We start from the raw sequence: 26,074 nt of genomic DNA, 5'->3' as shown, positions 1-26,074 counted from the left end.
GTCCGTGATTTAGCGTTCAAAAGGAGAGTAAAGTGCCGAAGTACAATCTTATCCTAAATTTACCTGGATTTTTTATAGTAAAAATGAGCGAATATCAACCAATATTACTGGAAGTAAAAATATGGCTCCTTCTGCAAAAGCTAGTTGACGAGCGATTTTTGAGGCTTCTTTTGAGTAGCTCTTATATCGTTATTATGAAAATTCGAGTATGCCTGGTATCGACTCATTAGCAAACCTATTAATAAATCGATATATTAGCTCAATTTGTTTTTTATAGCGGTTGTACTTCCTGCTTTGTTAAGTAAGCGCCAAAAGAAAGTAATAGTAGCAATCACTTCATATCAATTAGTTGAAGAGATTGTATGAAATACATTTAAAACAGCGAGTTATTTCTGTTCGTTCTTTTTTTGCATCGTATTTTGTCCATCACAAAGTTAAAGAATCTACTATATAAAATGGTTAATATTCCATTAATAATGTTCGTATATAATGAAACTAGGGAAAATATACATTTAAGGTAGCCAATGCCCAGCACAACACAAGATGAAAAAGCTGCTGCTAAAGCTCGATATGAAGAGTTTTTCAATGCAGTTCAGGCAATGAATGCCCGTAATGCGATGATCCAATTTGAACTCTCTCCTAACCCCTCATTATTCAGGCATATGCAAAAAAGCGACTCAGGATCTCAATTACATTTTGAATTTAAATCAAAAAATTCAGGTTCTATTTTTATAATTGACCACAAATTTTTTCCTGATAGCTGGATATTAAAGATCCCGGAAAAAGTAAGTAGGGACGATATGGTTTGCATGACCGATATTATCCTGGAAACAATAGCTCATCCAGTTGGCGCTCATAAAGATTATGAGCCTAAAATGATAATCTGTTTTCCTGAGGATACTTCGGAGGACGAAATACTCCAATTTGTTGAAACAGCTCAAGCTAAAGGGATTGAAGTGCACTTGTTCATAGGAAAACCAGAAGATTTTGAAAAAATAAGTCTAAAACATCAACAAGTATCAAAGGATCTTATTGCCGCAGGAGATATTGACAAAGTTCCCGGGTGGACAGGATTATTGAATACTGTTATGAATACAGACGGAGGAAGAAAGGGTGAGGAACTGATGCAACGAATCAACTCGGATCAACGTTTTGCTTTTCGCTGCTGAATTAATTCTCTACCCATTTAGCATCTGATTTATCGGGTATTGAGTACCTTTCAAAAAACCTTACCAAGTCGTTTTGAATATATATCACCATACCCTGTGATTTCAATGTACCTTTTGTATCCGCAAATTTGCTAAATTTTGTGGACATTATCAATGAGCTTGTCAATTAAGGGTTTGTTTGTATTCATATGCCGGATAGAAGAAATAAAAAGGAAATACTTTAATCAGGTTGTGTACCAAAACAATGGGCGCTAAAAAAAGAACCAGTAGAAAAAGGGCTCTGGGGAGATGCGCTGACCACATCATTAAAAGTATTGGCACCATTAACGAGGCAAGAGTTAATAGACGCACGAAATATATTTTTAAGGTTAAGCGCCAATTCCCAATGGCTAATTTAATTGATTCTCGCCAGGCAAAATAGGGAGGGGCGTTGTTTGTGACGGTTAATAAAGGAGTAAAAATAATACAAGGATAAGTAATTAATATGATGGGCAATTTAAGAAATGGAATAGATGCTCCAATAATGTTTACAAGAGCAATTAAAATAAACATCACAAATAAGCCAATCCCGGTATTTGCTGAATTATATAAATCCTTAAACCCTGAATTCTCATCGATTGCTTCACCATCTAGGTAAGAAAATATAGCTTTATATAATCCGTCAAGCAAAGGAAATAATGAAAAAAAGACAAGGACTCCAGCTAAGGTAAGATAGATAAAATTCAAAATAGGGTGTTTAAATGTAATAAAACCGAGACTTTCGAGGCCCAAGGGAATAATTACCCCAAATGCAATCAAGGCAGCTAAAGGAGTTAATAGTAAAAAACTGAGTGGCCACCAGAGTTTGCTGCGGCATTTGCTATAGGATTGCCATGCTGTAGAAAGTGATTTCATGCCTGTATCGAGTCGTTCAACGGAGTGATTGAATGATATTAACACAATCATTCCGTTGATTTTAAGACTTTAAGTAAATAATTTATTCTTTTGCCAAAAACTATGCTCTTGCTTAAATTTTTAATGTTAATACATCGCATGGTGCGTGATTTACAGTAGCATGAGCAGTGCTTCCAAGAAAAGTTTGAATTCCTTTGGACGAATGATTGCCGATGATTATTAATTGGCAATTTAATTCTTTAACTTTCTCGAATATATGTTCTTTGACGGAACCAATTTCGACAAACTGCTGATCTGCTGGAATATTAAGATTTTCACCTATTAAAGATAAAACTGTTTGAGCATCGTCCTTTGCCGGGTTTGCTAATTCAGTAAAGCCTAGTCCTTGAGCCAATTGTACACTGGCAGGTAATTCGATCACATGTAACAGATATAATTTAGCATTAAATTGTTTGGCAATATTGGCGGCTTTTTCTGCAAGGTGGTAGTGCTCATTTAGCAAATCTGAAGCAAATAAAATATTTTTATACATAGTGACCTCATTTATAGTAACTGCGTTAAATTAATTGTAGTCGATCAATGACCTTGCACCTTTGAGCTACCTGTTCATTGTTGGGTTAATTTCTAATAATGGTTTAATCACAAAGTCCCTTGCCAAGTAGTGAGGATGAGGAATTATCAGGTTCTTCGTATGAAGAGTTCTATTTCCATATAATATAATATCGATATCAAGAGTTCGGGGGCCCCATCGTTTTTTTCTGACTCGTTGATGCTGCTTTTCTATTTTCTGGCACCATTTCAATAACAGTTCGGGTTTTAGAAATGTAGCTATTTTAACTACTACATTACAAAAATCTTGTTGAGTTGTCAGGCCCCAGGCTTTTGTCCAGTACAAGCTGGAACAGGATAATACTGAAGTTACTGGGATGGTCTGAAGATCCTTAATGGCCATTCTTATGTGACGTTCAGGTGCTTTTTGATTCGATCCCAGACTCAAATAACAACTATTCATTTGGCTGCTTTGGGTTTGCGTCTTCGCCTTGGTTTTGAAGATGAGGGAGGGGTCAGAAGTGTCACCATTTTAGCCTGTTCCGCTTCATCAACTTCCTGAAAATTCGTCCACCATTGAGCTAATTCAATTGATTCATCTCCGGCCAATGCTCTTAGTGCCATAAAATCAAATGCTGCTCTGAAGCGGGGATGTTGAAGCAAATTAAATGCTCGTCCACCCAATCGCTTGGAAAATCGATATTGCAAAAGCCATATTTCTCTGATTACCTGACTGTAACGTTTGGGAATGGATATAATTTTATTTTGTTCAGCAATAGTCAGGGACATTGCTTTCTCTATTGCAGGTAAGGGATCCATTCCCTCACTTTGTAATTTTTTCGATGTTTCAATCATGGGAAACCATAACAATACAGCAAACAGAAACGCTGGTGTTACTGGTTTGTTGTCCCGAATACGAGTATCTGTATTTTCCAATGCAATGCCGAGCAAAGCATGAACTGGATAGTCGCTTTGAAACAATTTAAAAGTCTGAGGGCATAAGTGTTCAAATAATCCATATTGGATTAATAATTTTTGCACCGTTTCGGCTTCACCACACTGGTACAGTTTGGTCATTTCATCGAATAAGCGGGAGTTGGAAACATGAGTGATCAAATGACTGATATCGGGGAAGGGGGCTTCGGTTTCCGGAGCCAGTTTAAAGTGCAGTTTAGCACTAAATCGAATGGCTCTGAGCATTCGAACCGGATCTTCTTTATAACGTGTTACCGGATCACCAATCATTCGAATTAACTTTTGCTGTACGTCGTTAACCCCACCGGTAAAATCGATAATTGTTGAGTCATCAATGTTATAGTATAAGGAGTTGATGGTGAAATCTCTTCGCCATGCATCTTCATCAAGTGTTCCATATACATTGTCGCGAACAAGCATGCCTCGTTCATTGGTCTGTTGACTGGAGTCAACAGCATCATGGCCTCTAAATGTTGCTACTTCAATGATTTCTCTGTGGAATAATATATGTACCAATTTGAAGCGTCGACCAATGATACGTCCATTGCGAAACAGGTTTTTAATTTCATTGGGCGTGGCATTAGTAGCAACATCAAAATCTTTGGGTGCTTTATGAAGTAATAAATCACGAACACTGCCCCCAACAAGATAAGCCTGAAATCCGCTGCTGATCAGGCGGTTGAGCACTTTTATAGCATTATTACTTATATCTGTTTTAGATATAGAATGCTTGGTTCGTGGAATAATGTACGCTGAGTTAATCGGAGGCTTATGACCTCTATTTTTCTTTAACAGCTTTTTGATAAATTTGATGATTGCTGATTCTCACATGATTAATAAACCCAAAATAATTATAACGAAGCAAATGAATAAAGTGAATCATTTACCTTTACAAATATTTTAGAGAGAATGGTTCATCTAAAATTTTACAGAGATAGCATATGGAATTTTTTGATGTCGCCTTAAGTTTAATTGCATTGATTATTCTGGAGGTTGTTTTAGGTATAGATAACCTGGTTATCTTATCAATACTGACTGAAAAGTTGCCCCAGGAAAAAAGAAAAAAAGCTCGAAGATGGGGGCTTACTTTTGCCTGGATGACCCGGTTATTATTGCTGGCCTCTGCGGTGTACATGGTTAAATTGGTAAAACCTTTAGTTTCAATAGGCGGAATTTCATTTTCTGCACGAGATATATTTCTTTGTCTTGGCGGCGCTTTCCTGATATGGAAATCAACGGATGAAATTCATCAGGACGTTACCAATGAATCGAGAACACAAGCCGTTCCCAAGAATACTACAGCCTCTGCAACGTTCAGAGGAGTCATTATTCAGGTTGCATTACTGGATGTCATATTTTCTCTGGATAGTGTTTTAACTGCTGTTGGTTTAACTACACGTTTTTGGGTTATGGCGCTTGCCATTACCTGTGCCATTATTATTATGATTTATGCCAGTGAGCCTGTTAGTGAATTTATTTCGAAACATCCTACTATAAAAATGCTGGCTCTAAGTTACTTGATATTGATTGGTACTGTTCTGGTTGCCGATGGCTTTTCGTTTCATATTCCAAGAGGGTATTTATATTTTGCGATGGGATTTTCGTTAGGAGTCGAATCCTTGAACTTACTGAAGCGTACAAGAAAAAAACGAAAAAAAATGGCGAGGAAGTAATATGTTATTCATCAAAGCATTTCACATTATTGCACTTGTAGCCTGGTTTGCCGGTTTGTTTTATTTACCCCGGTTATTTGTATACCACTCGACAACACAAGATAGCATTAGCCTTGAACGATTTAAAATAATGGAGCGAAGGTTATATTATGGAATAACCTGGCCAGCAGCGATTCTGACTACGGTACTTGGCTTGTGGTTGATTTATTTTAACATGGGTTATTATCTAAAGGCAGGCTGGATGCACTGCAAATTATTTCTGGTTCTTCTATTATGGATTTACCATTTAACCTGTGGCCATTATCTTAAACAGTTTGCACGAGACAAAAATACAAAGTCATCCCGGTTTTATCGGATATTTAATGAGTTGCCGACTCTTTTGCTCATTGTTATTGTGATTTTGGTTGTGGTTAAACCTTTTTGATGCATTATGATACTTCTAGAGGCTGTTGACATGTCATTATATTCAAGCCTACTTTCCGCGACTTGTTCGCGGAATCGATAGATCGTGTGCAAAACAAGAATAGATTGCGCCTATAAAGATTGAATTGGATCCCGCGAACAAGTCACCAGACGTCGAAACTTGAATTGTCAACAGACCCCAGTATTTCCCTGTTTATGTTTTTAATTCATAAACAGGGACAGTACTTGATTTATTTTAACGTTCAGTGGTTATAAAGCAATTAAACAAGAGTTAATTGGTAGCAGAGCCTAATCGATTTCTACCATATCAAAATCTTCTTTACCGGCTCCACAGTCAGGGCAAAACCAGTTTTCAGGAACATCAGCCCACAACGTGCCTGGTTCAATACCATCTTCCGGCCATCCTTCAGCTTCATCATAAATAAAACCGCAGATAACGCATATGTACTTTTTATACTCTTGCATAGTGAATACTCTTAAAAAAATGAGGTAATTTATCTATTGTTGTTCATTAAGTAAAGTTAAACCTCGAATCAATGCAGTTTTTTTTTGATAATCTATCTAAATAATTGTACCATCAAAGTACTAAGTTTTGCTTACAAAAGTAACATTGGGTGGTATTTGTTGACAAAACTCAAGGTCAATTGGTGACGAAGGCTGATGTGTTGAGGATTGCCTATGTTTCCTTAAACATCTCAACCTTTTTTTGCTTTTAATTGTTTTTATTTCTAATTTTTCATGTGAGTGTTTCTATGTCCCGATCATCGGATTTATTTGTTCAGGCTCAATCTGTTATTCCAGGAGGTGTTAATTCTCCAGTTCGAGCATTTAAAGGAGTAGGTGGCGATCCTTTGTTTTTTAAACAAGGTAAAGGCGCTTATCTTATTGATGAAGATAATAATCACTACATCGATTATGTAGGTTCTTGGGGACCTCTTATTCTTGGACATTGCCATCCCAAAATTATTGAAGCAGTAAATCAAGTTTTGCATAGCGGAATGAGTTTCGGAGCGCCGACAGAGCTTGAAATACTTTTAGCTAAAAAAATTATATCTCTTGTGCCATCTGTTGAAAAAGTACGAATGGTCAACTCAGGTACCGAAGCAACGATGACTGCGATACGATTGGCTCGCGGATATACCAATAAAAATAAATTAATCAAATTCAATGGCTGTTATCATGGTCATAGTGACGGATTGCTCGTAAAAGCCGGCTCCGGTTTGCTCACTTTGGGTATCCCATCAACACCTGGAATTCCTGCAAGCATTACCGAACATACGTTAACGGCTGATTTTAATAACCTTGAACAGGTCGAGCAATTATTTGAAAAATATCCAAATGAGATTGCGACAATTATTTTGGAACCAGTTGCTGGCAACATGGGATTCATTCTTCCAAAACCCGGTTTTTTACAGGGACTGCGCGAGTTGTGTGATCACTACAACGCGGTATTAATTTTTGATGAAGTGATGACAGGATTCCGGGTAGGTTTACATGGAGCTCAAGGCTTATTTGGAATTAAACCGGATATTACTACTTTTGGAAAAGTTATTGGTGGCGGAATGCCTGTTGGTGCATTGGGAGGTAGTTCAGAGATTATGTCCTTTCTTGCTCCCGAAGGACCTGTTTATCAGGCAGGAACACTTTCAGGTAATCCTCTTGCTATGGCTGCTGGATTAGCTACTTTGAATGAAATAGAACAACCTGGATTTTTTAATCAACTGAATCATACAACCAATAACTTGATTTCAGCTTTGTCAGAGATAGCTAATACGCTGCATGTACCTTTATTTACAGCGTCATTAGGAGGAATGTTCGGATTTTGTTTTACTGATAAAGATCAAATCTGTGATTATGGCGATGTTGCTACGTCGGATGAACAATTATTCAAAAAATTCTTTCATGGTATGCTGGAGAATGGAGTCTATTTGGCACCATCCATGTATGAGGCTGGCTTTGTTTCCAGTGCCCATGGTGAACAAGAAATACATAAGACTCAAAGTGCTGCAGAGCGAGTTTTGAAGCGATTAAAAGGTTAACACAGTACATTCAAGATGATTGATTTCAATTCAGTTTTTCATTGATTGTTTTCATTTTAAAATACTGGACAGTACTTTTTCTCCGTGTCATTCTTGGTAGTAAATCAGTTGGCAAAGGAAAGCATAGTATGTCGATATTGGGTAAAAAAAGAGCCCCATGGAGTGAGATACCAGAAGGAACTATCGCACTTTTTTTTATACAAGTCGTTTCAACACTTAGTTTCAGTGTTCTTTACTCGACCCTGGTTTTATACATGAAAGGTAAACTGGGGTTGCAGGTTGCCACAGCAAATAGCATTATGGGGGTTTTTATTGCATTTAATTTTGCCTTGCACTTACTTGGAGGGTTTTGGGGTGGGCGATTATTATCGAACAGAACCCTGTTCTGCATTGGTATGATCGCACAGGTTGTTGGCTGTGTGCTTTTATCCATTGGCGGAGTTACCTTTCTGTACTATGGTCTTGCCGCTTTTTTAACGGGTTCAGGTTTAAATGTAACCTGTGTTAATTGTATGCTTACGCAAAGATTCTCGCCTGAAGACACTCGACGTGAGACTGCCTTTTTATGGAATTACGCAGGCATGAATATTGGTTTTTTCGTGGGATTCAGCTTGAGTGGTGTATTTCAAATATCCCAAAACTACCAAAGGCTCTTCCTGCTTAGCAGCCTTGGAAATTTAATTGCTTTGCTCATCTGTCTTTATTATTGGCACCAATTAGCCGACAAGGGAACAAGCTTTTCGAAAAAAGATAAACAGTCTCAGAAGAAGGCCACAACAATGGGGTTACTGTTCATTATTTTACTTCCCTTAGTGCTAAGTCAAATGCTGCAATATGCGGACTGGGCTAATAAGCTGGTCATTGCAACAGGTCTTACCATGCTGGCTTTGACGTTTTACATTGCATACCAACAACCAACGAAAGAAGCCAAGGATAAAATTCTAGCCTTTGCCATTCTGATGATAGTAGGCGCTATTTTTTGGATGCTTTATCAAATAGGCCCAATGGGATTGACAGTATTCATCGATCATAATGTACAGAGAGAGTATGGAGGCTGGATTATTCCACCACAATGGTTTCAAAATATAAACACAGTTGCTATAGTTATCGGTGGGCCTTTATTAGGCACAATGTTTGCCAGAATGCGTGCAAAGGGAGTTCAAATCAATATTCCAACACAATTTGCGCTCGCTTTATTATGTATTGGACTAGCATTCGCAATACTCCCGGCAGGTATACTCTATGCAAATACTGATGGAATGGTGAACCCCGGCTGGATAGTTATTTGTTTTATTTTGCAGAGCATAGGGGAGCTTTTAATATCGCCAATTGGTTATGCCATGATAGGCTACCTGGCTCCAACATCACTTCAGGGCGTTATGATGGGGATGTGGATGCTGATTACTGGTGTAGGGGCGACACTATCAAGTTATAGTTCAAACTTGATGATTGTAGGTCAGAGCAGTAACTCGCCCCTTGAGACTAATACGGGATACAGTCATGTGTTTTTGGGATTGGGTTTATTTGCTATAGGATCTTCATTTATACTTCTAATGTTAGTTCCTAAATTAAGGAAGTTAATTCAGGAAAAAAAGCATGATGTTGTACAGGGTAATAATATTAATGTAGCTGAGAGAGAAGCGGTATTTGAGTAGTCCATTTGTACCTATTGAAACGGCAGATCTTGATTGGTTTGATGATTTGCCATTTTCTAAAAATTATAATGATGTGTATCATTCAACTGAAAGTGGGATCAGACAAAGTCGTTACGTATTTGTTGACGGGAACAATCTCATCAACAGATGGTTAGAGCTTCCTCAAAATACCTATTCCTTGTTTAATCTTGGAGAAACAGGGTTTGGTATGGGGTTAAATTTTCTCCTTACTCTCAAGTTATGGGAAGAATATGCACCTGAATCAGCGCATCTCCATTATTTTTCCTGCGAAAAACATCCTCTGAAATTCAATGACTTAAAACAGTGTTTAACACTTTGGCCAGAATTATCAGTTCAAAGCGCACAACTATTGGAACAGTATCCGGTACTAACTCAGGGCTATCATTATTTATCCTTTTGTAAGGGAAGAGTTAAACTTACCCTCATGCTTGGAGATGCTCTCGAGTGTTTTGAGCAATTGTTAGTTTGTGGTGATTCCCAACTTGAATCCCAACTGCGTCCAGGTTTTATCGATTCATGGTATCTGGATGGATTTTCTCCTGCAAAAAATGCGGATATGTGGACCGATTCACTTTTATCAATAGTAGCCATGCTCTCGAAAAAAGAGTCTACTTGTGCAACGTATACTGCCGCAGGCACGGTTAAAGCTGCGTTATCAAAAGCAGGTTTTATTCTTGAGAAGAAAAAGGGATTTGGCCCTAAACGCCATATGCTTACAGGGATCTTTCATGGGATACCACCCTATAAAATAAAAAAGCGAGAAACACCATGGCATACTGGAGTTCCCTTAAAATCAGGAAATAAATCAGTACATATTGTAGGAGGGGGGCTTGCCGGGTGCTTCATTGCTCATTGTCTCGCCAAAAGAGGCTGGAGAGTGACACTTTTTGAGGAAAAATCAATGGTTGGCTTGGCAGCTTCCGCCAATCATCAGGCAGTATTATTCCCCAAATTGTCTGCCTATAAATCACCACTAACGCAACTAATGCTTTCATCGTTTCTATATGCGAACAGAATATACAAGGATTTGTTAAAGCAACATCCAGAGCTTGGTCAATTAGGCGGCTCTCTTTTGCTGGCATACAACCTTAAAGAACAACAAGCCCATCAAAGCCTTAAATCCTGGCTGCAGCACTATCCCGAGCTTGGTGAGCTGGTCGAACGAGACAAAGGCTCTGAATTGTCCGGTGTGAGCCTCAATGAATCAGGACTGTATATTCCTTTGTCCGGATGGATTAACTCACCGCTTCTTTGCCAACGTTTAATCGATAGAAAAGAAATCACTTTGATTGAGAATACACGAGTTGATTCATTGCACTATGATGGTTCAAGCTGGATTGTTACTAATAAAGCAGCAGATGTATTAATTTTATGTGCGGGAAACAAGATAAACTCCTTTGCTGAAACTAAAGGCATACCGATTAAACAGATTCGCGGACAAATGTCTTCAATTTGCTCAACACCAAAAAGCTCCAAACTTAAAATACCCCTGTGTGCGGAGGGGCATGTTTTGCCCTCTATAGACGGCAAGCATTATTTTGGTGCCAGCTATAACCTTGGTGATACTTCAGAACAACCCTCTGCAGAGGATGATTTAAGCAATTTAAATAAACTCTCAAATATTTCAGCACCGAATATATGGTCCAGGGAAATTATTCATCACTGGGCCGCGGTAAGAGCATCCACTCCGGATTATCTTCCTGTTGTGGGTCCAGTTGCTTTGGAACAAGATTTTCGTGCGCTGTACTCAGGGTTAGAGACAAACTCTAAAAGATGGATTCCACAACCTGGCCCTTATATTCCTGGGCTATTTGTCTGCGCTGGATTTGGATCACGAGGATTAACGACCATCCCTTTATGTTCTGAATGGTTGGCTTCTCTTGTTAATAATGAAATTGGCTGCTTGCCAAGAAGTCTTATTCATGCCCTGGCTCCCAGCCGATTTTTACGAAAAAACATAACTCGTGGAATATTGTGAGTTGTACCTATCCGCTGTATCTACGACATCAAGGGTTTGTCAAAACGCCCTAAAATGTTCGTTTTTTTATTAAAAATCGATACGTTATCCGTTATAATTAACAATTTCATCATGTGAGCAGATTGTGCATAGTATCGACTTTTTTCAAATTGATGCGTTTACTGACAAGGTATTTCATGGAAATTCAGCGGCTGTCTGTTTGCTCGATGATTGGCTAAACGATGAATTGCTTCTTGCAATAGCGGCAGAAAATAATTTATCAGAAACTGCTTTCATTATTGAAGCTCCGAATGGATTTCACATCCGTTGGTTCACACCGAATGGAGAAATTTCCTTGTGCGGGCATGCTACGCTTGCCGCCAGTTTTGTGCTTTTTGAATTAGGGAAATGTCTTTCTGACTGCATAACTTTTCATAGTTTGAGTGGGCAGCTCTCTGTACTGCGAAGAAAAGATAGACTTACCCTTGATTTTCCCAGATTTCAATACGCTCATTCCATTTCTTCAGAGACTATCGTGAGCTTGATAGATCAACCTGTAATTGAAGCATACGACAGTGAATTCGATTATTTGGTTGTTCTCGAAAATGAGGCGCAGGTTCAAGAGGCTCAAGTTGACTTAAAAAAACTAATGAAGCTACCTAAACGTGGCTTGATAGTTACCTCTTTAAGTTCAGAGGCCGATTTCTATTCTCGGTGCTTTTATCCAAAGCACAGTATTTCAGAAGATCCCGTTACCGGATCGGCTCATTGTGTGTTAACACCATACTGGGCCAATAAATTGAATAAATCCAATTTACGAGCTATTCAGGGGCTGCATAGGAAAGGGGAGTTGTTTTGCGAATTGATGGATCATCGCGTGTTTATATCTGGCTATTGCCGATGGTATCTCAAAGGACATTTAGTTATTTAGCAAAATGGATTGAGAAGGACTTCTCATTAGAGCATAATAATAAACCTTTAGGTCAAAGGAGTAAGATGGAATGACCAAATCAATGGGAAAAGCATTCAGACGCGCTGTACAGGACAATAAACCACTGCAGGTATTGGGTACCATTAATGCATATACCGCAATGTTAGCAGAATCTGCAGGTTGCAAAGCTATCTATCTTTCAGGCGCTGGTGTAGCTAATGCGTCTTATGGAATACCTGACCTTGGTATGACCAATTTATCACAAGTTCTTGAAGATGCCCGCCGAATAACCGATATATCTTCACTACCTCTTTTAGTGGACGTGGATACAGGGTGGGGACATGCCTTTAATATTGGCCGCACCATCAAACTGATGGAGAAAACAGGTGTAGCGGCGATTCACATCGAAGATCAAGTGTTAGCCAAACGATGTGGTCATAGACCCAATAAAGCGATTGTTTCCCAAAAAGAAATGGGGGACCGAATTAAAGCTGCGGTTGATGCTCGAGTAGATCCTGATTTTGTTATTATGGCAAGAACTGATGCCTATGCAGTAGAAGGTATGAGTGCGGCTATTGAACGAGCTCAACTTTGTGTCGAGTTGGGTGCTGATATGATATTTCCTGAAGCTATGACTACTTTGGATGAATATCGAATATTTACACAAAGTATCAAAGTACCAGTACTGGCCAATATAACCGAATTTGGTAAAACACCATTATTTACTCGAGATGAACTCAATGATGCAGGAGTATCATTAATTCTTTATCCTTTGAGTGCATTCAGAGCAATGTCAAAAGCTGCATTAACAACTTATGAGACTATAGTCCAGCAAGGCTCACAAAAAACAGTTCTTGATGCAATGCAAACCCGAGAAGAGCTGTATGCTGTTCTTGGATACCATAAATACGAGGAAAAGCTGGACCAACTGATGGAGGAAGAAAATGAGTAGTAAGAGTGGAGGTTTAGCCGGTGTTGTTGCTGGACAATCAGCAATTGCTACTGTTGGCCTGGCAGGTAAAGGTTTGAATTATAGAGGTTATTCTATTGATGATTTAGCAGAATATGCAACTTTTGAAGAAGTGGCCTATTTATTAAATTATGGCCAACTTCCAACACAAACTGAACTGGATCAGTACACAAAAAAACTAATAAGCCTTAGAGGCATCCCTGAGCAATTAAAAACCGTATTGAAGTTGATTCCCAAGAACACACACCCAATGGATGTATTAAGAACTGCCTGTTCTTTTTTGGGGAATATTGAGCCTGAGAATAATTTTTCGCAACAATATGAAATTGCTGACAGGCTTTTGGCTCTCTTTCCCGGAATTATGTGCTATTGGTATGCCTATCATTATGAAAACAGGGAAATTTCCGGATACAGTGATGAACAAACCACTGGCGGCCATTTCCTGGAACTGTTGCACCATAGAAAACCTGAGAAAATAGAATCTGATATGATGAATGTATCGCTCATTCTCTATGCAGAACATGAGTTTAATGCATCAACCTTTGCTGCACGAGTTACAGCTGCGACACTGTCTGATTTCTATTCTGCAATTACCAGTGCTATTGGCACTCTTCGTGGTCCCTTACACGGAGGCGCTAACGAAGCGGCCATGGAACTGATTGAGAAGTTTAAAACACCCGATGAAGCTGAATCAGGATTAAAGCACATGCTGGCAAACAAAGCATTGATCATGGGCTTTGGCCATAGGGTTTACACTACAAGTGATCCGCGTTCTGATATTATTAAAAAATGGTCTTTCAGACTTGGCGAAGCGAAAGGAGACTTGTCGCTATATCACATCTCCGAGCGGATAGAAGAGGTGATGTGGAGCGAAAAGAAACTATTTCCCAATCTTGATTTCTATAGTGCTTCAGCGTATCACTATTGTGGAATACCTACTCAACTGTTTACTCCTATTTTTGTCATGTCTCGAATTACAGGCTGGTCTGCCCATGTATTTGAACAAAGAGCCAATAATAAGCTGATTCGCCCAACTTCAGAGTATATCGGCCCTGACCAAAGAGCATTCACTGAAGTTAAGGATAGAGGTTAATATGAGCAGTTATGTAGAAGATAATGTGAAACCTGATTACGACCAGGTGATCGTGGATATAGTCGATTATGTTTTAAACACTAAAATTGATAGTGTACTGGCCTATGAAACTGCACGCCTCTGTTTAATGGATACTTTAGGCTGTGGTCTGTTAGCGCTGAATTTTTCTGAATGTACCAAGCTGATGGGCCCAGTGGTTCCAGGAGCTACCCTATCCGGTGGAGCTCGTGTACCAGGAACTGATTATGAACTCGATCCTGTCCAGGCTGCATTTAACATTGGAACCATGATACGTTGGCTGGATTTCAATGATACTTGGCTTGCTGCTGAGTGGGGGCATCCATCCGATAATTTAGGGGCTATATTAGCTGTTGCAGATTATTTATGCAGACAACAGTGTGGTGAGGGACGTGCTCCCATTTTGATGCATGATGTATTAACGGCAATGATTAAAGCTCATGAGATTCAAGGTTGTATTGCCCTCGAAAACAGTTTTAATCGTGTAGGATTAGATCATGTTTTTTTGGTTAAGATTGCCAGTGCCGCGGTAGCCGCGCAACTGTTTGGTGCTGATCGTGACATGATGTTAAGAACTTTATCTCAGGTTTTTGTTGATGGACAAAGTTTAAGAACATACCGACATGCACCCAATGCTGGCTCCAGAAAATCCTGGGCGGCAGGGGATGCTACATCTCGAGCAGTGCGCCTGGCCTTAATTGCTAAAGCAGGTGAGATGGGATATCCCAGCGCTTTAAGTGCGCCTACCTGGGGTTTTTATGACGTATTATTTGATAAAAAGCCATTTAAATTTCAACGATCTTATGGCAGTTATGTCATGGAAAACGTTTTGTTTAAACTGTCATATCCTGCAGAGTTTCATGCGCAAACTGCTGTCGAATGTGCGGTCGCTTTACATCCATTAGTCAAACAACGCTATGATGACATAGCACGCATCGAACTGGTCACACATGAATCGGCTATCCGAATAATTAGCAAGCAAGGAGCTTTGCATAATCCTGCAGACCGAGATCATTGCTTACAGTATATGGTGGCCATTGGGTTGCTGTTCGGTGATTTGAAGGCGGAGCATTATGAACATGCTACAGCAGCAGATCCACGAATTGATGCTTTAAGAGCTAAAATGCATGTGACTGAAAATGAGCGTTTTTCTCGTGAATATCATGATCCTGAAAAACGATCCATTGCAAACAGCATCAAACTGGTTTTCAAAGACGGGACAGAAAGCGATTTAATTACTGTGGAATATCCAATCGGTCATAAACGCAGACGTGAAGAGGGTATTCCTGTGTTAATTTCCAAGTTCAAGAATAACCTGAGTACTCGATTACCTGCAGAACGAGTGGAACAAATCATGCATGCAATGAGTGATACTAATATGCTGGCTGCTATGAAAGTCAGTGATTTTATGGCGCTATGGGTTGTTAAATAAGCTAACTCTCTAGCCCTTGATTTGTCCTGTAATAACGTGGTGTTATTCAGAATTAATTAAGGGCTTTATGAAATAAAACCATCATTAAGCCTCTCACTCTTAAGGCTGCGGGATGGCGAAATTAAGGTTGTGCTCATAACATGAATCTCCAATAATTCCTTGAAAAACAAGTTCAGATCCATTCTCTGGATTCCGCGGTCGATGCCGCGGAAATTCGAAATGGGGAGGTTGCTTTTATCTGGGTTTTACCGCGTATCCAGCCAAATCTAAGCAGAACACGATATAACTACCTCGTCTTCTGGAAAATCATCAGCAGAAGCATTTATTTTAGAAAGTGTAGCCATTGTATTTTGAGCTTTTATCGCTGAATCTGTATTAAAAAAGGTATGCTGTATATTGTGAGCTTTTTGATACAGGTAGACTACAGGATAAAGTACAATTAAACTTGCAAGTACAGTTAAAATTGTATCCAGTATACCCAATACACCTCTGTGCTGTTCAAATATACTTTTTTGCTCTTCAATTAGGGTGGTGTTTCTAGTACAAAAAGCACGTATGGCACTCCCACTGATGGGGTTGTCTAAAGGAAAAGCTGTACTCATCTCATTATTGATTTCACCCAGGAGTCTGTCTAGAGCCTTATATACTTGGGGATTGTTATAGCGATATTTATTTCGTTTATCATTCAAATCATCCAACATTTCGTATAACTCATAAAAAAGTCTGCCATGTTTATGAGCTTTAGTGTTGGTTAACATGTTTCTGAGTTGTTGTGAGTCGATAGATAAAGGTAGGGAGGATTTGTCCTTGCTTGCCTTCTCTAAGTCACTAAATAATACCACTTGAACTGGGTTAACTTGGTGCTGGCGGAGGTATTTTTTAAGATGTTCCTGATGACTAATAGTATCTGTAGCAATCAATCTAATATCATCACCTAATCTAGAAGGAACACTGTTACGGTATTCATCTCCATAAGGTCTGATATTACTAGACTCAGATACAAATATAATTGGATAAGTTGCCTTTAAAAGGGCTTGCTGATCCACGGTAAGATTAAATTGTTCTTGAGGTGCGTGAACTAGCTTATTAAAAACGCGAATACGATCCTCCAGAGCAAACACATATTTTTTAGCTTCCTTACTTAAACCTACAAAATAATCTGCTCCCACTCTTTGTGAAAGAAATTGTTCTATACAATCATTGATACAATACCCATTAATATTACGAGAAAAATATCCAAAATGATGTTCATCATATTGTTCACTTATTTCATATTTTGGAAGTGTTGGTTTTTTTAAACTAAAAAACTGTGCGATTGGTAATTCAATTTCTTTATCTACAGCTGCAAACCCAGATTTAATGACTGCCTTCTTAGGAAACTTGAGAACTTTAAGGACTTTTTCAAGATTTTCCTCTGTTGGGTTTAAAAGAATATCTTTCATATCGATATTATGCAGCATGATTTTTTTGACTATTTGTTCCATGTTCAAAAGGCTAAATGCTGCATCTGTTATATCTCTTTTTGTCAATGAACTGGATTGAGCCAAGGCCTCTTTTATTGCCTCAAAATCAGGATGAATATAAGTACCCAGCAATTGAATAAAATAATAAAATTGGACTGTTCCTTGTAGTTGTTGATTTAATGTATCAATCTCCGCTTTAGTGATTACTTGATCAAGTGATTGATGCATTTGCCGTGCACGAGTAAAATAAATCAGCAATAAATTAAAATTTGAAAACCCACTAGCTAAACCGTATTTAATTGAATTTTTAAAATTCTGTAACGCAGTACTGCTGGCTAGCGGTTTAAACAGTGTATAATTCGCAGTGATTTTTTTTAAATTGTAATTTCCTGTTAACACATTTCCATAAGAAGTTGCCCCAATGTCCTCCTCTTGCACACTTTTAAAACCTAATACACTGTAACCGCCTTTAGTTAACTCACCAACCATTGGCGCTGTTTGAAAGTCATCTATCATCTTTAGTACAGGCATAAGTTGAAAATTTGTTTTTGATATTAAGGCCAGCGTTGCAGACGTTGTACCATGTATAAAAGGATCAAATGGGGCAGCAGGTATTGTATCTTCAGTGTTTTTTAAATTTTTAAATTCATCGGGCACCAAGGCTTGAATTTCAGGATACTTTATAACATCTTGGACAATAGCTATGAATACATTGCCCGCGTGCTCGAATTGTAGTTTTTTGGCTGGAGTATGACTACTTGGATGGCTAAAAATGGGCTTATTATCCAGATCCAATACAGTACTATCAAAGAACATATCGTGTTGATCATAAATCATTTGATGCATTGATTTAATCAGTGCGACAACTTCATTGTGATGTACTTCTTGATCAAGCCCCTCGATAGTATTTAGAGTGTTAAAGATATAGCTTAAATCAAAAGAGCCTATACAACGCATAAGATCTAGATTATCGCCTAAATTAACCAGTTTACGAATATAATCAAAGGCATTGCAATCCTGTTCGTCGATACCTAATTTGCATAATTCTTTTTTGTACACTGTAGGTTGGTCTTTCCAGTGTACTGCATTTGCAAATAATTGAGCTTGAGCATCCTCCAACCCTAAAGATTTTAAAATTTCTAATGTATTGGCTGCGCTTTCAGCTTCCCAAATATCTGCACCTTCACCTTTTCTAGCTGAGTCGTGGCAAGTTGTTGTTATTAAAATAAGTAATAATGCTGTTTGTGTATCTGTTTTAAGATGGCTAGCTATTTTATCAAGGGCTGAATGTACATAGACTGGAGCTAATTTTTTCAGAAGCTGATTCATGACCAAAGACCATAAAGTAGCACGACTGGCGTGCATGCCACCATGTATTATTCGCTCAATATGACCATCCTTTAAGTTGCTTTTTTTACTGCCGTTCATGGGTTTTAAATAATATTGTTCAATTACTTCTTGTGCTTTTAAAGGAAAATTAGCTTCAGTTAAGGTAATCATAATTTCAATCTCAAGGATTAAAAAAAAGCATAGTATCACAAAGGAGATCTGTTTGGGTATTAATTGCGCCACTTATGCTACTGGCTGGGCAATAGAGTGAATGAAGTTATCTTTGAGTGTTCAGGAAAAATAAAGCGTCCACTTCCTTTATAATATGGATAATAAAGGGAATATGAACCACATTGTAATCCATATCTGAGTCATACTCACGGCTGTCCCATTAAAAATGTGACGTCTTTCCGAGCGTAGCGAGGAATCTCCTGCAAGGTTGCACGATCCCATTAAAATGCGGCCATTAAAATCATATCAGTCGAAATGATATAAAAATCCAGGTACATTTTCTGATGACATCATTAAATTCCTTGTAAAAAAAAGAGTTTAAAAGGTAATGATAATTAATGCATTAATTCAGATTGTGCCAATTTGCAGGAGATTCCTCGCTACGCTCGGAAAGACGTCACATTTTTAATGGGACAGCCGTGAGTTGCCAATGATGTTTGGGCTAATGAGCATTGTGAATTTTTTGGGGCTGATAAGGCTTACGATATTGATAGCTTTCATATCGTAAATTTGATTGTCCATGTGTTGACCACCATCAAACTCGATAATCAGTCGTTTTTCAAGACAGACAAAATCAACGAGGTATTCGCCTATTTGTACTTGTCTCTTGAATTTAAATCCAAATCTATTCGCTCGAAGATAGTACCATAGATGCCTCTCAGCATCAGTACTATTGTTCCTTAAATCGCGGGCTCGTTGTCTTAACACAGAATGAGTAACACCTCAAAGAAGTATTATTTTTTTTGATGCTCATCAAAATTGGCAAAAGCCTGCTTTACTGCATCGAGACAATTGAGTACTTTGGGTTGGCCAACGTATAGCGTTAAAAGCACCAGCATTTCCAGGATTTCTGCTTTAGTAACACCTAGCAACAGACAATTTTCAGTGTGTAAAGTAACTTCAAATTGCACCGTATTGTCAGTAATAATAGAGGCCAAAACCATCAGTTCTTTTTCACGCATACTCAGTGATGGAGTTTTGTTTTGCCATATCTCATGTATTCCCTGACGAACAATGACATCGGCTAATTCAGGGGAAAAATCCTCAATTTGCTTCAGCAAATCCAAGCCTTTAGGAAGATAACGCTTTTTGACTAGCTCAACGCCTGATTCATAATCTTTTTTAATATCATCACTTTTCAAAATAAGTATCCTTCTTAAAATGCTAAAATATAAATCTCCAATAACAATATAGTGCACAACACCCCAAAAGTCTTTAGCATGAACCTTATATTTTCCTGTGCAAACCAGCTGACGCCAATACTTTCGTGGCGATTTCTTCAATAGAGTACTTGGTAGAATTAATGTACGGAATCCCTTCTTTTTTATACATCGCCTCTACTTCAGTAACTTCGAGTCGGCATTGCTCTGATGAAGCATATTTGCTATTGGGTCTGCGTTCTGAACGAATCTGCTGTAATCGGTGTGAATCAATAGTGAGTCCGAATAACTTATGTTTATAAGGCCTCAAAACTTCAGGCAAATGAAAGCCTATCAAATCATCTTCTGTAAATGGATAATTCGCTGCTAATATTCCATATTGTAAAGCCATATATAAACAACTTGGAGTCTTTCCGCATCGAGAAACTCCGATCAAAATGATATCCGCCTTATCATATCCCCGAGTTTTAATTCCATCGTCATGCGACAATGCAAAATCAACAGCTTCAATTCTATGCGTGTAGGATTTATCGTTAGCTACACCATGCGTTCGACCAACGGTATAAGATGATTTTTCATTTAATTCGGCTTCCAGGGGATCAATAAAAGTACTGAACAAATCAAAGACGCAGGCATTGGCATTCTTAAACAATTGGCGAATTTCTGGATTGACTAATGTCATAAATACCAGTGGTTTAATGCCTTGTTCTTCAAAGGATTTATTAACACGCGCAATGACATGCTCCGCTTTGTGAAGTGAATCGATGTAGGGTATGGTTTGTTTTTCAAACTCGATATTTTCAAATTGAGTAATGAGACTGTTTCCTAGAGTTTCCGCGGTAATACCTGTTCCATCAGAAAGCATAAAAACTTGGCGTTTCATAAAAAATCCTTAAGATATAAATAAAGTAATGAATTTTAAACGAATTATGAAATATAAGCAGCAAGTGTACTTATTTGCCCTCATCTGCTATCTTAAAACTAGGTCTATTTAGATTGTAACACTACGGAAGGATATCATGGAGCAAGACAGATATTCCATAAATAACAAATTGTATATATTGGGAATTATTAGTTTGATCCTGGCTTTGGGATTGTTTTTCTTCAGCATGTACATCCTGCCTTATTTAATATGGAATTTATATTATGACGTACCCGATCTGGTAAGTGATATGATCATGTTTTTTGAAAACAGGTATGATTACGGCGAAACCGTGAGTAAAATTGTTACCTGGATGATTTTCTTTATGCCCAGTTTGATTGCTGGTTATATTTCATACTATATATCCAACTACATTGATGATCAAATTTTAGGTCTTGCAAAAAAACCAGACCCTGAAGAAACTTTAGAACATGAGAAAGAGGTTAAAGAGTCACTGGGATTAGCTGCTAAAATTATTCTATTGATGGTATTAATTGTAGTTGTGGTATTTTTATTACAATATATTATTCAAAGCACCGCATAATACTGACAGGAGTATCCATGTTTAATATCAAACGCTGGAAAATCAAACGACTGACAAAAAAAATTAAAGCCATGCAGAATAACCGGGTTAATAATCAACCTGGAGATGAAGTCATTAAACGAGAAATTCTGTGTTATTACGAGCTGGCTGGATTATTCAAAAAGCTGAAAGGTAATAAAAATGCACCTTATGCTGAAATAATGATAATTGAATGCTATCGAAAAGCTGCAGATCTCGATGACTCTGCCGCACATTACCAATTAGCCCAATTGTTTGTTGATGAAGCTAAATACAGACAAAATCTGCATGATGAGGGCGTATTTAATAGTCCTGCAAACCAGAAAAGAAGCCAGCAAATTTTTGAAGAAGCACATGCTCACTTACTGGCTGCTGAAAAATTAGGGCATATCGGTGCTAAAAGATTAAGAGGGCTTTGCCTGATTAATGGCTGGGGTCTTGATGTTGATAAGGATAAGGGTTTTGAGCTGATTGTTGAAAGCATTGAGCAAGAAGGAAGCTGGGATAAAATCCCACAGATTTTTGCCTCTATGGGATTAAATAAACCTGAATTTTTCTCTGCAATCATGCAGCGTAGAAAGGATGTACATTAAACTGAATATGATCGAGAGTCTTACAGCCAAAAATGCAAATACCAGGCAACGATTGATTGCCCCCAAAACATGGAAATGAGGCCAGCAATGCAGAGAAAAGGGCCAAAAGGTATGGTTGTATCTCTTGATTGTTTACTTGCACGTAAATAGATTATGCCAATAATTGCTCCGCTGATTGACGATAACAGGAGAATTAAGGGTAAATAGACCCAGCCGAACCAGGCGCCAAAGGCAGCGAACAATTTAAAATCACCATGCCCCATCCCGATTTTTCCTGTAACTAAATAGAATAACTGGATAAACAACCAAAGTCCTATATAGGCTCCAGCACAACTCAAAACAGCGACTGGAAGGCTGGCAAACAGGTTTTGTGTGTTGGCAATAAGACCTATCCAGAGAAACCCTAAGGTCAGACTGTCAGGCAACAATTGATGATCCAGGTCAATAAACATTAATGAAATTAAAGCCCATATCCCCAAAAGCGCAAAAATTAATTGTGCGGTAAATCCAAAATGCCAGGCTGCATATAAAGAAAGAAGCATGGTTAACAATTCTATAAAAGGATAACGCAGAGAAATTCGATGATTGCATGCAGAACAACGGCCTTTTAATAATAAATAGCTGAGAATAGGGATGTTTTGCCATGCTTTTACCTGCGTTTTGCACTCAGGGCAAAAAGAGCGGGGTAAAAATAAATTGAGAGTCTTGTGTTCCTTTTTATCGGGAATAGCTAACAACTCACAGCATTGCTCTCTCCATTCTGACTGCAACATGATTGGCAGGCGATAAATGATGACGTTAAGCAAGCTTCCAACAGCAAGAGAAATCATCATGATGATCACATACATCAAGGCAGGATGATAGTTTAGTAATTCGTTTATCATGTATGGTTCAAGTCCTTATCAGGTTCTGATTTATTCTTGTGATTAGACTGCAGATCCCAGTTTAAAGATAGGCAGATACATAGCAACCACCAAACCGCCAACCAGAACACCTAATATTGACATAATTATAGGTTCTAATAAACTACTTAAAGCATCAACTGCGTTATCGACATCTTCTTCATAGAAATCAGCCACTTTGCCAAGCATCTTTTCCAATGCTCCTGACTCTTCACCTATTGCAACCATCTGAATGACCATATTAGGAAAAAGATGAGTATTTTCCATGGCTACATTCATTTGTTGTCCGGTAGCTACTTCTTCACGAATTTTTTCAGTAGCATTGGCGAATATGATGTTACCCGTTGCTCCAGCAACAGATTTTAAAGCTTCAACCAGAGGCAACCCTGCAGCAAAAGTGATGGATAGTGTTCTGGAAAAACGAGCTATGGCTGCCTTTTCAATAATGGGCCCAAGTACGGGTAATTTTAATACTAATCTATCCATGTTTTCTGCGAAATTGACGGAATGATTTTTTACATAAATCAATGCATATACACCTGCGCCCAATGCTCCAAATATATAGTACCAATAGGCTTGCATAAATTTTGACATGGAAACGACCGCTGCAGTTAATGCCGGTAAATCAGCCCCAAACCCTTTAAATAAGGATTCAAATTGCGGAACGACAAAGATCAATAAACCAGCGGTAACGATTAAAGCAACAACCATGACGGCTATGGGATAAGTCAGTGCTTTTTTAATTTTCTTCTTTATGGTTTCAATCTTTTCTTTATAAGTGGCTACTTTATCCAGCATGACATCGAGGGAACCTGATTTTTCACCGGCATCAACAAGGTTACAAAATAATTCGTTAAAAAAAGCAGGGTGTTTCATTAAAGCTTCAGATAAGGTAAGGCCTGTTTCAACATCGTGCTTTATCGTTTCAATCAAATCTTTAAGCCGCTTGTTAGATTGACCTTTCGCCACTATATCAAAGGATTGTACCAGAGGGATTCCGGACTCTATCATGGTAGCTAACTGACGACTGAATACGGTAATATCTCCGGGTTTTATTTTTTTGTTTTTTCTATCGAATAGTGGTTTTCGCTTTTTTACTACTTTATTGGCGACAATACCCTGTTTTCTCAGGTCTGCTTTGGCGATGGCCATACTCCTGGCTTCAATATCACCAATCATTTTTTGACCTGATTTATTTATCCCTTCATAATGAAAAGTTAAAACCGGATTTGCTTTTTTATCCATGAAATTAATCAACGGTTACCCGATTGACCTCCTCTATGGTGGTAATACCTTCCTTTACTTTTTCCAAACCGGACTCAAAAATGGTTAGCATTCCCTCGGATTGGGCGATTTTTAAAATATCCAGAGAGTTTCCTCCGGACATAATGAGTTGGCCAATTGTTTTAGTCATGGGAAGTACTTCAAAGAGTCCAACACGCCCACGATATCCATTGGTGCATTGGTTACACCCCACTGATTTATATAATTTGATATCCAGTAAGTCACTTTCTTTAAAACCTAATTCCAATAACCCCTGATTAGTGAAATCATCTCTGATTACTTTACAATGATCGCATAATTTTCTGGCCAGACGTTGAGCGATAATAATCGTTACTGAACTGGCAATATTAAAAGTAGGTATGCCCATATTAACCAAACGATTTAAGGTTTCTGCAGCACTATTCGTATGAAGAGTTGATAATACCAAGTGTCCTGTTTGTGCCGCTTTAATTGCGATTTCAGCCGTTTCTAAATCCCTGATTTCTCCAACCATTATAATATCGGGATCCTGACGTAAAAATGAGCGCAAAGCACCAGAGAAGGTTAAACCTGCTTTGGGATTTATATTAACCTGATTAATACCAGGAACTTTGATTTCAACGGGATCTTCTGCGGTTGATATATTGACTTCGCTGGTGTTGAGTATATTCAGAGCGGTATATAACGTGACTGTTTTACCACTTCCCGTAGGTCCAGTTACCAGAATCATACCCTGAGGACGTTCAATGGCTTTTACAAAGTGTGAACGTTGAATAGGGCTAAATCCAAGAGCTTCAATTCCTAACTTGGCTGATCCGGGATCTAATATCCTCATAACAACCTTTTCTCCACCCGAAGTAGGGCAGGTGCTTACCCTGAAATCAATCGAACGGGTTTTGGAGATTTTCATCTTAAAACCACCATCTTGGGGAATTCGTCGCTCTGAAATGTCCAGACAGGACATTACTTTTATTCGTGCCGTGATCCGAGAAGCCAGACTGACCGGAGGTGTGGCTACTTCGTGTAAAATACCGTCCTGTCTGTAACGGATGCGATATTCGCGCTCATACGGTTCAAAATGAATGTCGGAAGCTCCTTGTTTAATGGCATCCAGTAAAATTTTATTAACAAATTTGACAATTGGGGCATCATCAGTAACTGAGGCGGATACCTCACCTTCGTGCTCTTCATCATCGGCACTGATTTCCAGACCTTCCAATTCATTGGAATCATCAACATAATCGGATAATCCCTGGCTTTCTTTTGCGGTTAATAATCGTTCTATTAACAAAGAGAGTTTGTCTGTTTCAACTACAATCGCATTAGTATTTAAGCCTGTATGAAACTGAATTTCTTTAAGAGAGGATTGTTTGCTAGGATCATCTGTTGCCAGATATAAATTACTACCTCTGGTAAATAAAGGGATCATTGAATGACGACGGATCAATTTTTCGTTAACCAAGTTAGCAGGTATGGCATCGAGATCAATACAATTCAAATCGATCATAGGCACGCCAAAATTTTGCGCTGCAGTCAGAGCAATTTGCTCCGCAGTCAATATATTATTTTTTACTAAATATTGTATCAGGGAAATTTTTTCAGAAGCAGCAGATTTATAATACTCAATGGCCTTGGGTTTTTCTAATAGCTTTTCAAGGACAAGAAGTTGTCCGATCCCCTGCAATCTTTGTTCGTCAGTCACTAGAACCATATTTTGTATTCAAAGTGTATATTATTTTTAACTATAGTTAAAAACTCATTTAATTTCACGAATTTTAGCTATTATTTGCCTTTAATCCTATAGTTAAGTGATGCAGGACAAATAACAACCTCATCCCTATTGCAGAGAG

At 38.4% G+C, this 26,074-nt stretch carries 24 protein-coding genes; 12 read left to right on the top strand and 12 right to left on the bottom strand.

Translation table 11 applies throughout. The annotated features are described in order from the left end of the window. Window positions 1–524: 524 nt before the first annotated feature. Complete coding sequence (locus tag G543_RS0111590) at window positions 525–1,169, top strand: hypothetical protein (RefSeq protein ID WP_028384665.1); 645 nt, start codon at window positions 525–527, stop codon at window positions 1,167–1,169. A gap of 162 nt (window positions 1,170–1,331) precedes the next feature. On the opposite strand, the gene G543_RS0111585 is transcribed toward G543_RS0111590, so the two are convergent. The 4 genes from G543_RS0111585 to pcnB all read right to left on the bottom strand — a co-directional run bounded on the left by G543_RS0111585 (window position 1,332) and on the right by pcnB (window position 4,382). Continuing rightward, window positions 1,332–2,108 carry a hypothetical protein gene (locus G543_RS0111585; protein ID WP_051190685.1) on the bottom strand — a complete coding sequence of 259 codons (777 nt, stop codon included), beginning with the start codon at window positions 2,106–2,108 and terminating at the stop codon, window positions 1,332–1,334. Window positions 2,109–2,175: 67 nt separating this feature from the next. After that, a complete protein-coding gene (locus G543_RS0111580) occupies window positions 2,176–2,595 on the bottom strand; it encodes a universal stress protein (protein WP_028384663.1) in 420 nt (139 codons plus the stop codon). Window positions 2,596–2,661: 66 nt separating this feature from the next. Beyond that, window positions 2,662–3,075 (bottom strand): 2-amino-4-hydroxy-6-hydroxymethyldihydropteridine diphosphokinase, encoded by a 414-nt coding sequence (gene folK, locus G543_RS0111575; RefSeq protein ID WP_028384662.1) that lies wholly within the window; start codon window positions 3,073–3,075, stop codon window positions 2,662–2,664. After that, on the bottom strand, window positions 3,072–4,382 hold the full coding sequence (pcnB, locus tag G543_RS0111570; RefSeq protein ID WP_051190684.1) for a polynucleotide adenylyltransferase PcnB: 1,311 nt from the start codon (window positions 4,380–4,382) through the stop codon (window positions 3,072–3,074). Before pcnB ends, folK begins: the two co-directional genes overlap by 4 nt. Window positions 4,383–4,528: 146 nt before the next feature. Here pcnB and G543_RS0111560 point away from each other — a divergent pair, with 146 nt between their 5' ends. Continuing rightward, window positions 4,529–5,260, top strand: a complete 732-nt coding sequence (locus tag G543_RS0111560) for a TerC family protein (RefSeq protein WP_028384660.1) — start codon at window positions 4,529–4,531, stop codon at window positions 5,258–5,260. 1 nt (window position 5,261) lies between these two features. After that, entirely contained in the window at window positions 5,262–5,684 is a 423-nt protein-coding gene (gene hemJ, locus G543_RS0111555) for a protoporphyrinogen oxidase HemJ (RefSeq protein ID WP_028384659.1), read from the top strand. Between the two features lie 287 nt (window positions 5,685–5,971). On the opposite strand, the gene G543_RS0111550 is transcribed toward hemJ, so the two are convergent. Next, window positions 5,972–6,148 (bottom strand): rubredoxin, encoded by a 177-nt coding sequence (locus G543_RS0111550; protein WP_028384658.1) that lies wholly within the window; start codon window positions 6,146–6,148, stop codon window positions 5,972–5,974. A gap of 287 nt (window positions 6,149–6,435) precedes the next feature. Between G543_RS0111550 and hemL the strand changes: the two genes are divergently transcribed. The 7 genes from hemL to G543_RS0111515 all read left to right on the top strand — a co-directional run bounded on the left by hemL (window position 6,436) and on the right by G543_RS0111515 (window position 15,799). Beyond that, window positions 6,436–7,722 (top strand): glutamate-1-semialdehyde 2,1-aminomutase, encoded by a 1,287-nt coding sequence (gene hemL, locus G543_RS0111545; protein ID WP_028384657.1) that lies wholly within the window; start codon window positions 6,436–6,438, stop codon window positions 7,720–7,722. 128 nt (window positions 7,723–7,850) lie between these two features. Then, the gene (locus G543_RS0111540; protein ID WP_028384656.1) at window positions 7,851–9,377 is read left to right on the top strand and encodes a peptide MFS transporter; all 1,527 of its coding nucleotides are present in this window, start codon (window positions 7,851–7,853) and stop codon (window positions 9,375–9,377) included. Then, the gene (gene mnmC, locus G543_RS0111535) at window positions 9,370–11,376 is read left to right on the top strand and encodes a bifunctional tRNA (5-methylaminomethyl-2-thiouridine)(34)-methyltransferase MnmC2/FAD-dependent 5-carboxymethylaminomethyl-2-thiouridine(34) oxidoreductase MnmC1 (RefSeq protein WP_028384655.1); all 2,007 of its coding nucleotides are present in this window, start codon (window positions 9,370–9,372) and stop codon (window positions 11,374–11,376) included. The genes G543_RS0111540 and mnmC overlap by 8 nt, the downstream gene beginning before the upstream one ends. Before the next feature lie 124 nt (window positions 11,377–11,500). Then, a complete protein-coding gene (locus tag G543_RS0111530) occupies window positions 11,501–12,286 on the top strand; it encodes a PhzF family phenazine biosynthesis protein (RefSeq protein ID WP_028384654.1) in 786 nt (261 codons plus the stop codon). 70 nt (window positions 12,287–12,356) lie between these two features. Next, window positions 12,357–13,238 (top strand): methylisocitrate lyase, encoded by an 882-nt coding sequence (gene prpB / locus G543_RS0111525; protein WP_028384653.1) that lies wholly within the window; start codon window positions 12,357–12,359, stop codon window positions 13,236–13,238. After that, window positions 13,231–14,349, top strand: a complete 1,119-nt coding sequence (gene prpC, locus G543_RS0111520; RefSeq protein WP_028384652.1) for a bifunctional 2-methylcitrate synthase/citrate synthase — start codon at window positions 13,231–13,233, stop codon at window positions 14,347–14,349. Before prpB ends, prpC begins: the two co-directional genes overlap by 8 nt. 1 nt (window position 14,350) lies before the next feature. Then, window positions 14,351–15,799, top strand: coding sequence for a bifunctional 2-methylcitrate dehydratase/aconitate hydratase (locus tag G543_RS0111515; RefSeq protein WP_028384651.1), 1,449 nt, complete (start codon window positions 14,351–14,353; stop codon window positions 15,797–15,799). Window positions 15,800–16,065: 266 nt separating this feature from the next. On the opposite strand, the gene G543_RS0111510 is transcribed toward G543_RS0111515, so the two are convergent. The 4 genes from G543_RS0111510 to ppsR all read right to left on the bottom strand — a co-directional run bounded on the left by G543_RS0111510 (window position 16,066) and on the right by ppsR (window position 20,865). Beyond that, a complete protein-coding gene (locus tag G543_RS0111510) occupies window positions 16,066–18,762 on the bottom strand; it encodes a SidE phosphodiesterase domain-containing protein (protein WP_028384650.1) in 2,697 nt (898 codons plus the stop codon). 465 nt (window positions 18,763–19,227) lie between these two features. Then, on the bottom strand, window positions 19,228–19,530 hold the full coding sequence (locus G543_RS17795; protein WP_081675665.1) for an endonuclease domain-containing protein: 303 nt from the start codon (window positions 19,528–19,530) through the stop codon (window positions 19,228–19,230). Between the two features lie 26 nt (window positions 19,531–19,556). After that, window positions 19,557–19,964: a carboxymuconolactone decarboxylase family protein gene (locus tag G543_RS0111500; protein WP_028384649.1), complete on the bottom strand. Its 408-nt coding sequence runs from the start codon at window positions 19,962–19,964 to the stop codon at window positions 19,557–19,559. 85 nt (window positions 19,965–20,049) lie between these two features. After that, on the bottom strand, window positions 20,050–20,865 hold the full coding sequence (ppsR, locus tag G543_RS0111495) for a posphoenolpyruvate synthetase regulatory kinase/phosphorylase PpsR (RefSeq protein WP_028384648.1): 816 nt from the start codon (window positions 20,863–20,865) through the stop codon (window positions 20,050–20,052). A 136-nt stretch (window positions 20,866–21,001) separates the two neighbouring features. Between ppsR and G543_RS0111490 the strand changes: the two genes are divergently transcribed. After that, window positions 21,002–21,448, top strand: coding sequence for a hypothetical protein (locus tag G543_RS0111490; protein WP_028384647.1), 447 nt, complete (start codon window positions 21,002–21,004; stop codon window positions 21,446–21,448). 17 nt (window positions 21,449–21,465) lie between these two features. Next, entirely contained in the window at window positions 21,466–22,059 is a 594-nt protein-coding gene (locus G543_RS0111485; RefSeq protein WP_028384646.1) for an SEL1-like repeat protein, read from the top strand. 20 nt (window positions 22,060–22,079) lie between these two features. On the opposite strand, the gene G543_RS0111480 is transcribed toward G543_RS0111485, so the two are convergent. From G543_RS0111480 to pilB, 3 genes are read right to left on the bottom strand one after another with little or no spacing between them, the layout of a single operon-like run. After that, a complete protein-coding gene (locus G543_RS0111480) occupies window positions 22,080–22,943 on the bottom strand; it encodes a prepilin peptidase (RefSeq protein WP_028384645.1) in 864 nt (287 codons plus the stop codon). A gap of 42 nt (window positions 22,944–22,985) precedes the next feature. Further along, window positions 22,986–24,206: a type II secretion system F family protein gene (locus G543_RS0111475; RefSeq protein ID WP_028384644.1), complete on the bottom strand. Its 1,221-nt coding sequence runs from the start codon at window positions 24,204–24,206 to the stop codon at window positions 22,986–22,988. 4 nt (window positions 24,207–24,210) lie between these two features. After that, window positions 24,211–25,935 carry a type IV-A pilus assembly ATPase PilB gene (pilB, locus tag G543_RS0111470; RefSeq protein WP_028384643.1) on the bottom strand — a complete coding sequence of 575 codons (1,725 nt, stop codon included), beginning with the start codon at window positions 25,933–25,935 and terminating at the stop codon, window positions 24,211–24,213. Between the last annotated feature and the right edge of the window lie 139 nt (window positions 25,936–26,074).

Origin of the sequence: Legionella moravica DSM 19234, from assembly GCF_000423305.1 — a bacterium.
GTDB classification, from domain to species: domain Bacteria; phylum Pseudomonadota; class Gammaproteobacteria; order Legionellales; family Legionellaceae; genus Legionella; species Legionella moravica.
The sequence above is the reverse complement of the archived record's forward strand: the minus strand, read 5'-3'. Positions and strand labels throughout refer to the sequence as shown.

What these genes read in the sequence shown, in the direction of transcription:
- G543_RS0111590 (WP_028384665.1), top strand. Translation starts at nt 525, where the DNA reads ATGCCCAGCACAACACAAGATGAAAAAGCTGCTGCTAAAGCTCGATAT.
- G543_RS0111580 (WP_028384663.1), bottom strand. Translation starts at nt 2,595, where the DNA reads ATGTATAAAAATATTTTATTTGCTTCAGATTTGCTAAATGAGCACTAC.
- folK (WP_028384662.1), bottom strand. Translation starts at nt 3,075, where the DNA reads ATGAATAGTTGTTATTTGAGTCTGGGATCGAATCAAAAAGCACCTGAA.
- G543_RS0111560 (WP_028384660.1), top strand. Translation starts at nt 4,529, where the DNA reads ATGGAATTTTTTGATGTCGCCTTAAGTTTAATTGCATTGATTATTCTG.
- hemJ (WP_028384659.1), top strand. Translation starts at nt 5,262, where the DNA reads ATGTTATTCATCAAAGCATTTCACATTATTGCACTTGTAGCCTGGTTT.
- G543_RS0111550 (WP_028384658.1), bottom strand. Translation starts at nt 6,148, where the DNA reads ATGCAAGAGTATAAAAAGTACATATGCGTTATCTGCGGTTTTATTTAT.
- hemL (WP_028384657.1), top strand. Translation starts at nt 6,436, where the DNA reads ATGTCCCGATCATCGGATTTATTTGTTCAGGCTCAATCTGTTATTCCA.
- G543_RS0111540 (WP_028384656.1), top strand. Translation starts at nt 7,851, where the DNA reads ATGTCGATATTGGGTAAAAAAAGAGCCCCATGGAGTGAGATACCAGAA.
- prpB (WP_028384653.1), top strand. Translation starts at nt 12,357, where the DNA reads ATGACCAAATCAATGGGAAAAGCATTCAGACGCGCTGTACAGGACAAT.
- prpC (WP_028384652.1), top strand. Translation starts at nt 13,231, where the DNA reads ATGAGTAGTAAGAGTGGAGGTTTAGCCGGTGTTGTTGCTGGACAATCA.
- G543_RS0111515 (WP_028384651.1), top strand. Translation starts at nt 14,351, where the DNA reads ATGAGCAGTTATGTAGAAGATAATGTGAAACCTGATTACGACCAGGTG.
- G543_RS0111510 (WP_028384650.1), bottom strand. Translation starts at nt 18,762, where the DNA reads ATGATTACCTTAACTGAAGCTAATTTTCCTTTAAAAGCACAAGAAGTA.
- ppsR (WP_028384648.1), bottom strand. Translation starts at nt 20,865, where the DNA reads ATGAAACGCCAAGTTTTTATGCTTTCTGATGGAACAGGTATTACCGCG.
- G543_RS0111490 (WP_028384647.1), top strand. Translation starts at nt 21,002, where the DNA reads ATGGAGCAAGACAGATATTCCATAAATAACAAATTGTATATATTGGGA.
- G543_RS0111485 (WP_028384646.1), top strand. Translation starts at nt 21,466, where the DNA reads ATGTTTAATATCAAACGCTGGAAAATCAAACGACTGACAAAAAAAATT.
- G543_RS0111480 (WP_028384645.1), bottom strand. Translation starts at nt 22,943, where the DNA reads ATGATAAACGAATTACTAAACTATCATCCTGCCTTGATGTATGTGATC.
- G543_RS0111475 (WP_028384644.1), bottom strand. Translation starts at nt 24,206, where the DNA reads ATGGATAAAAAAGCAAATCCGGTTTTAACTTTTCATTATGAAGGGATA.
- pilB (WP_028384643.1), bottom strand. Translation starts at nt 25,935, where the DNA reads ATGGTTCTAGTGACTGACGAACAAAGATTGCAGGGGATCGGACAACTT.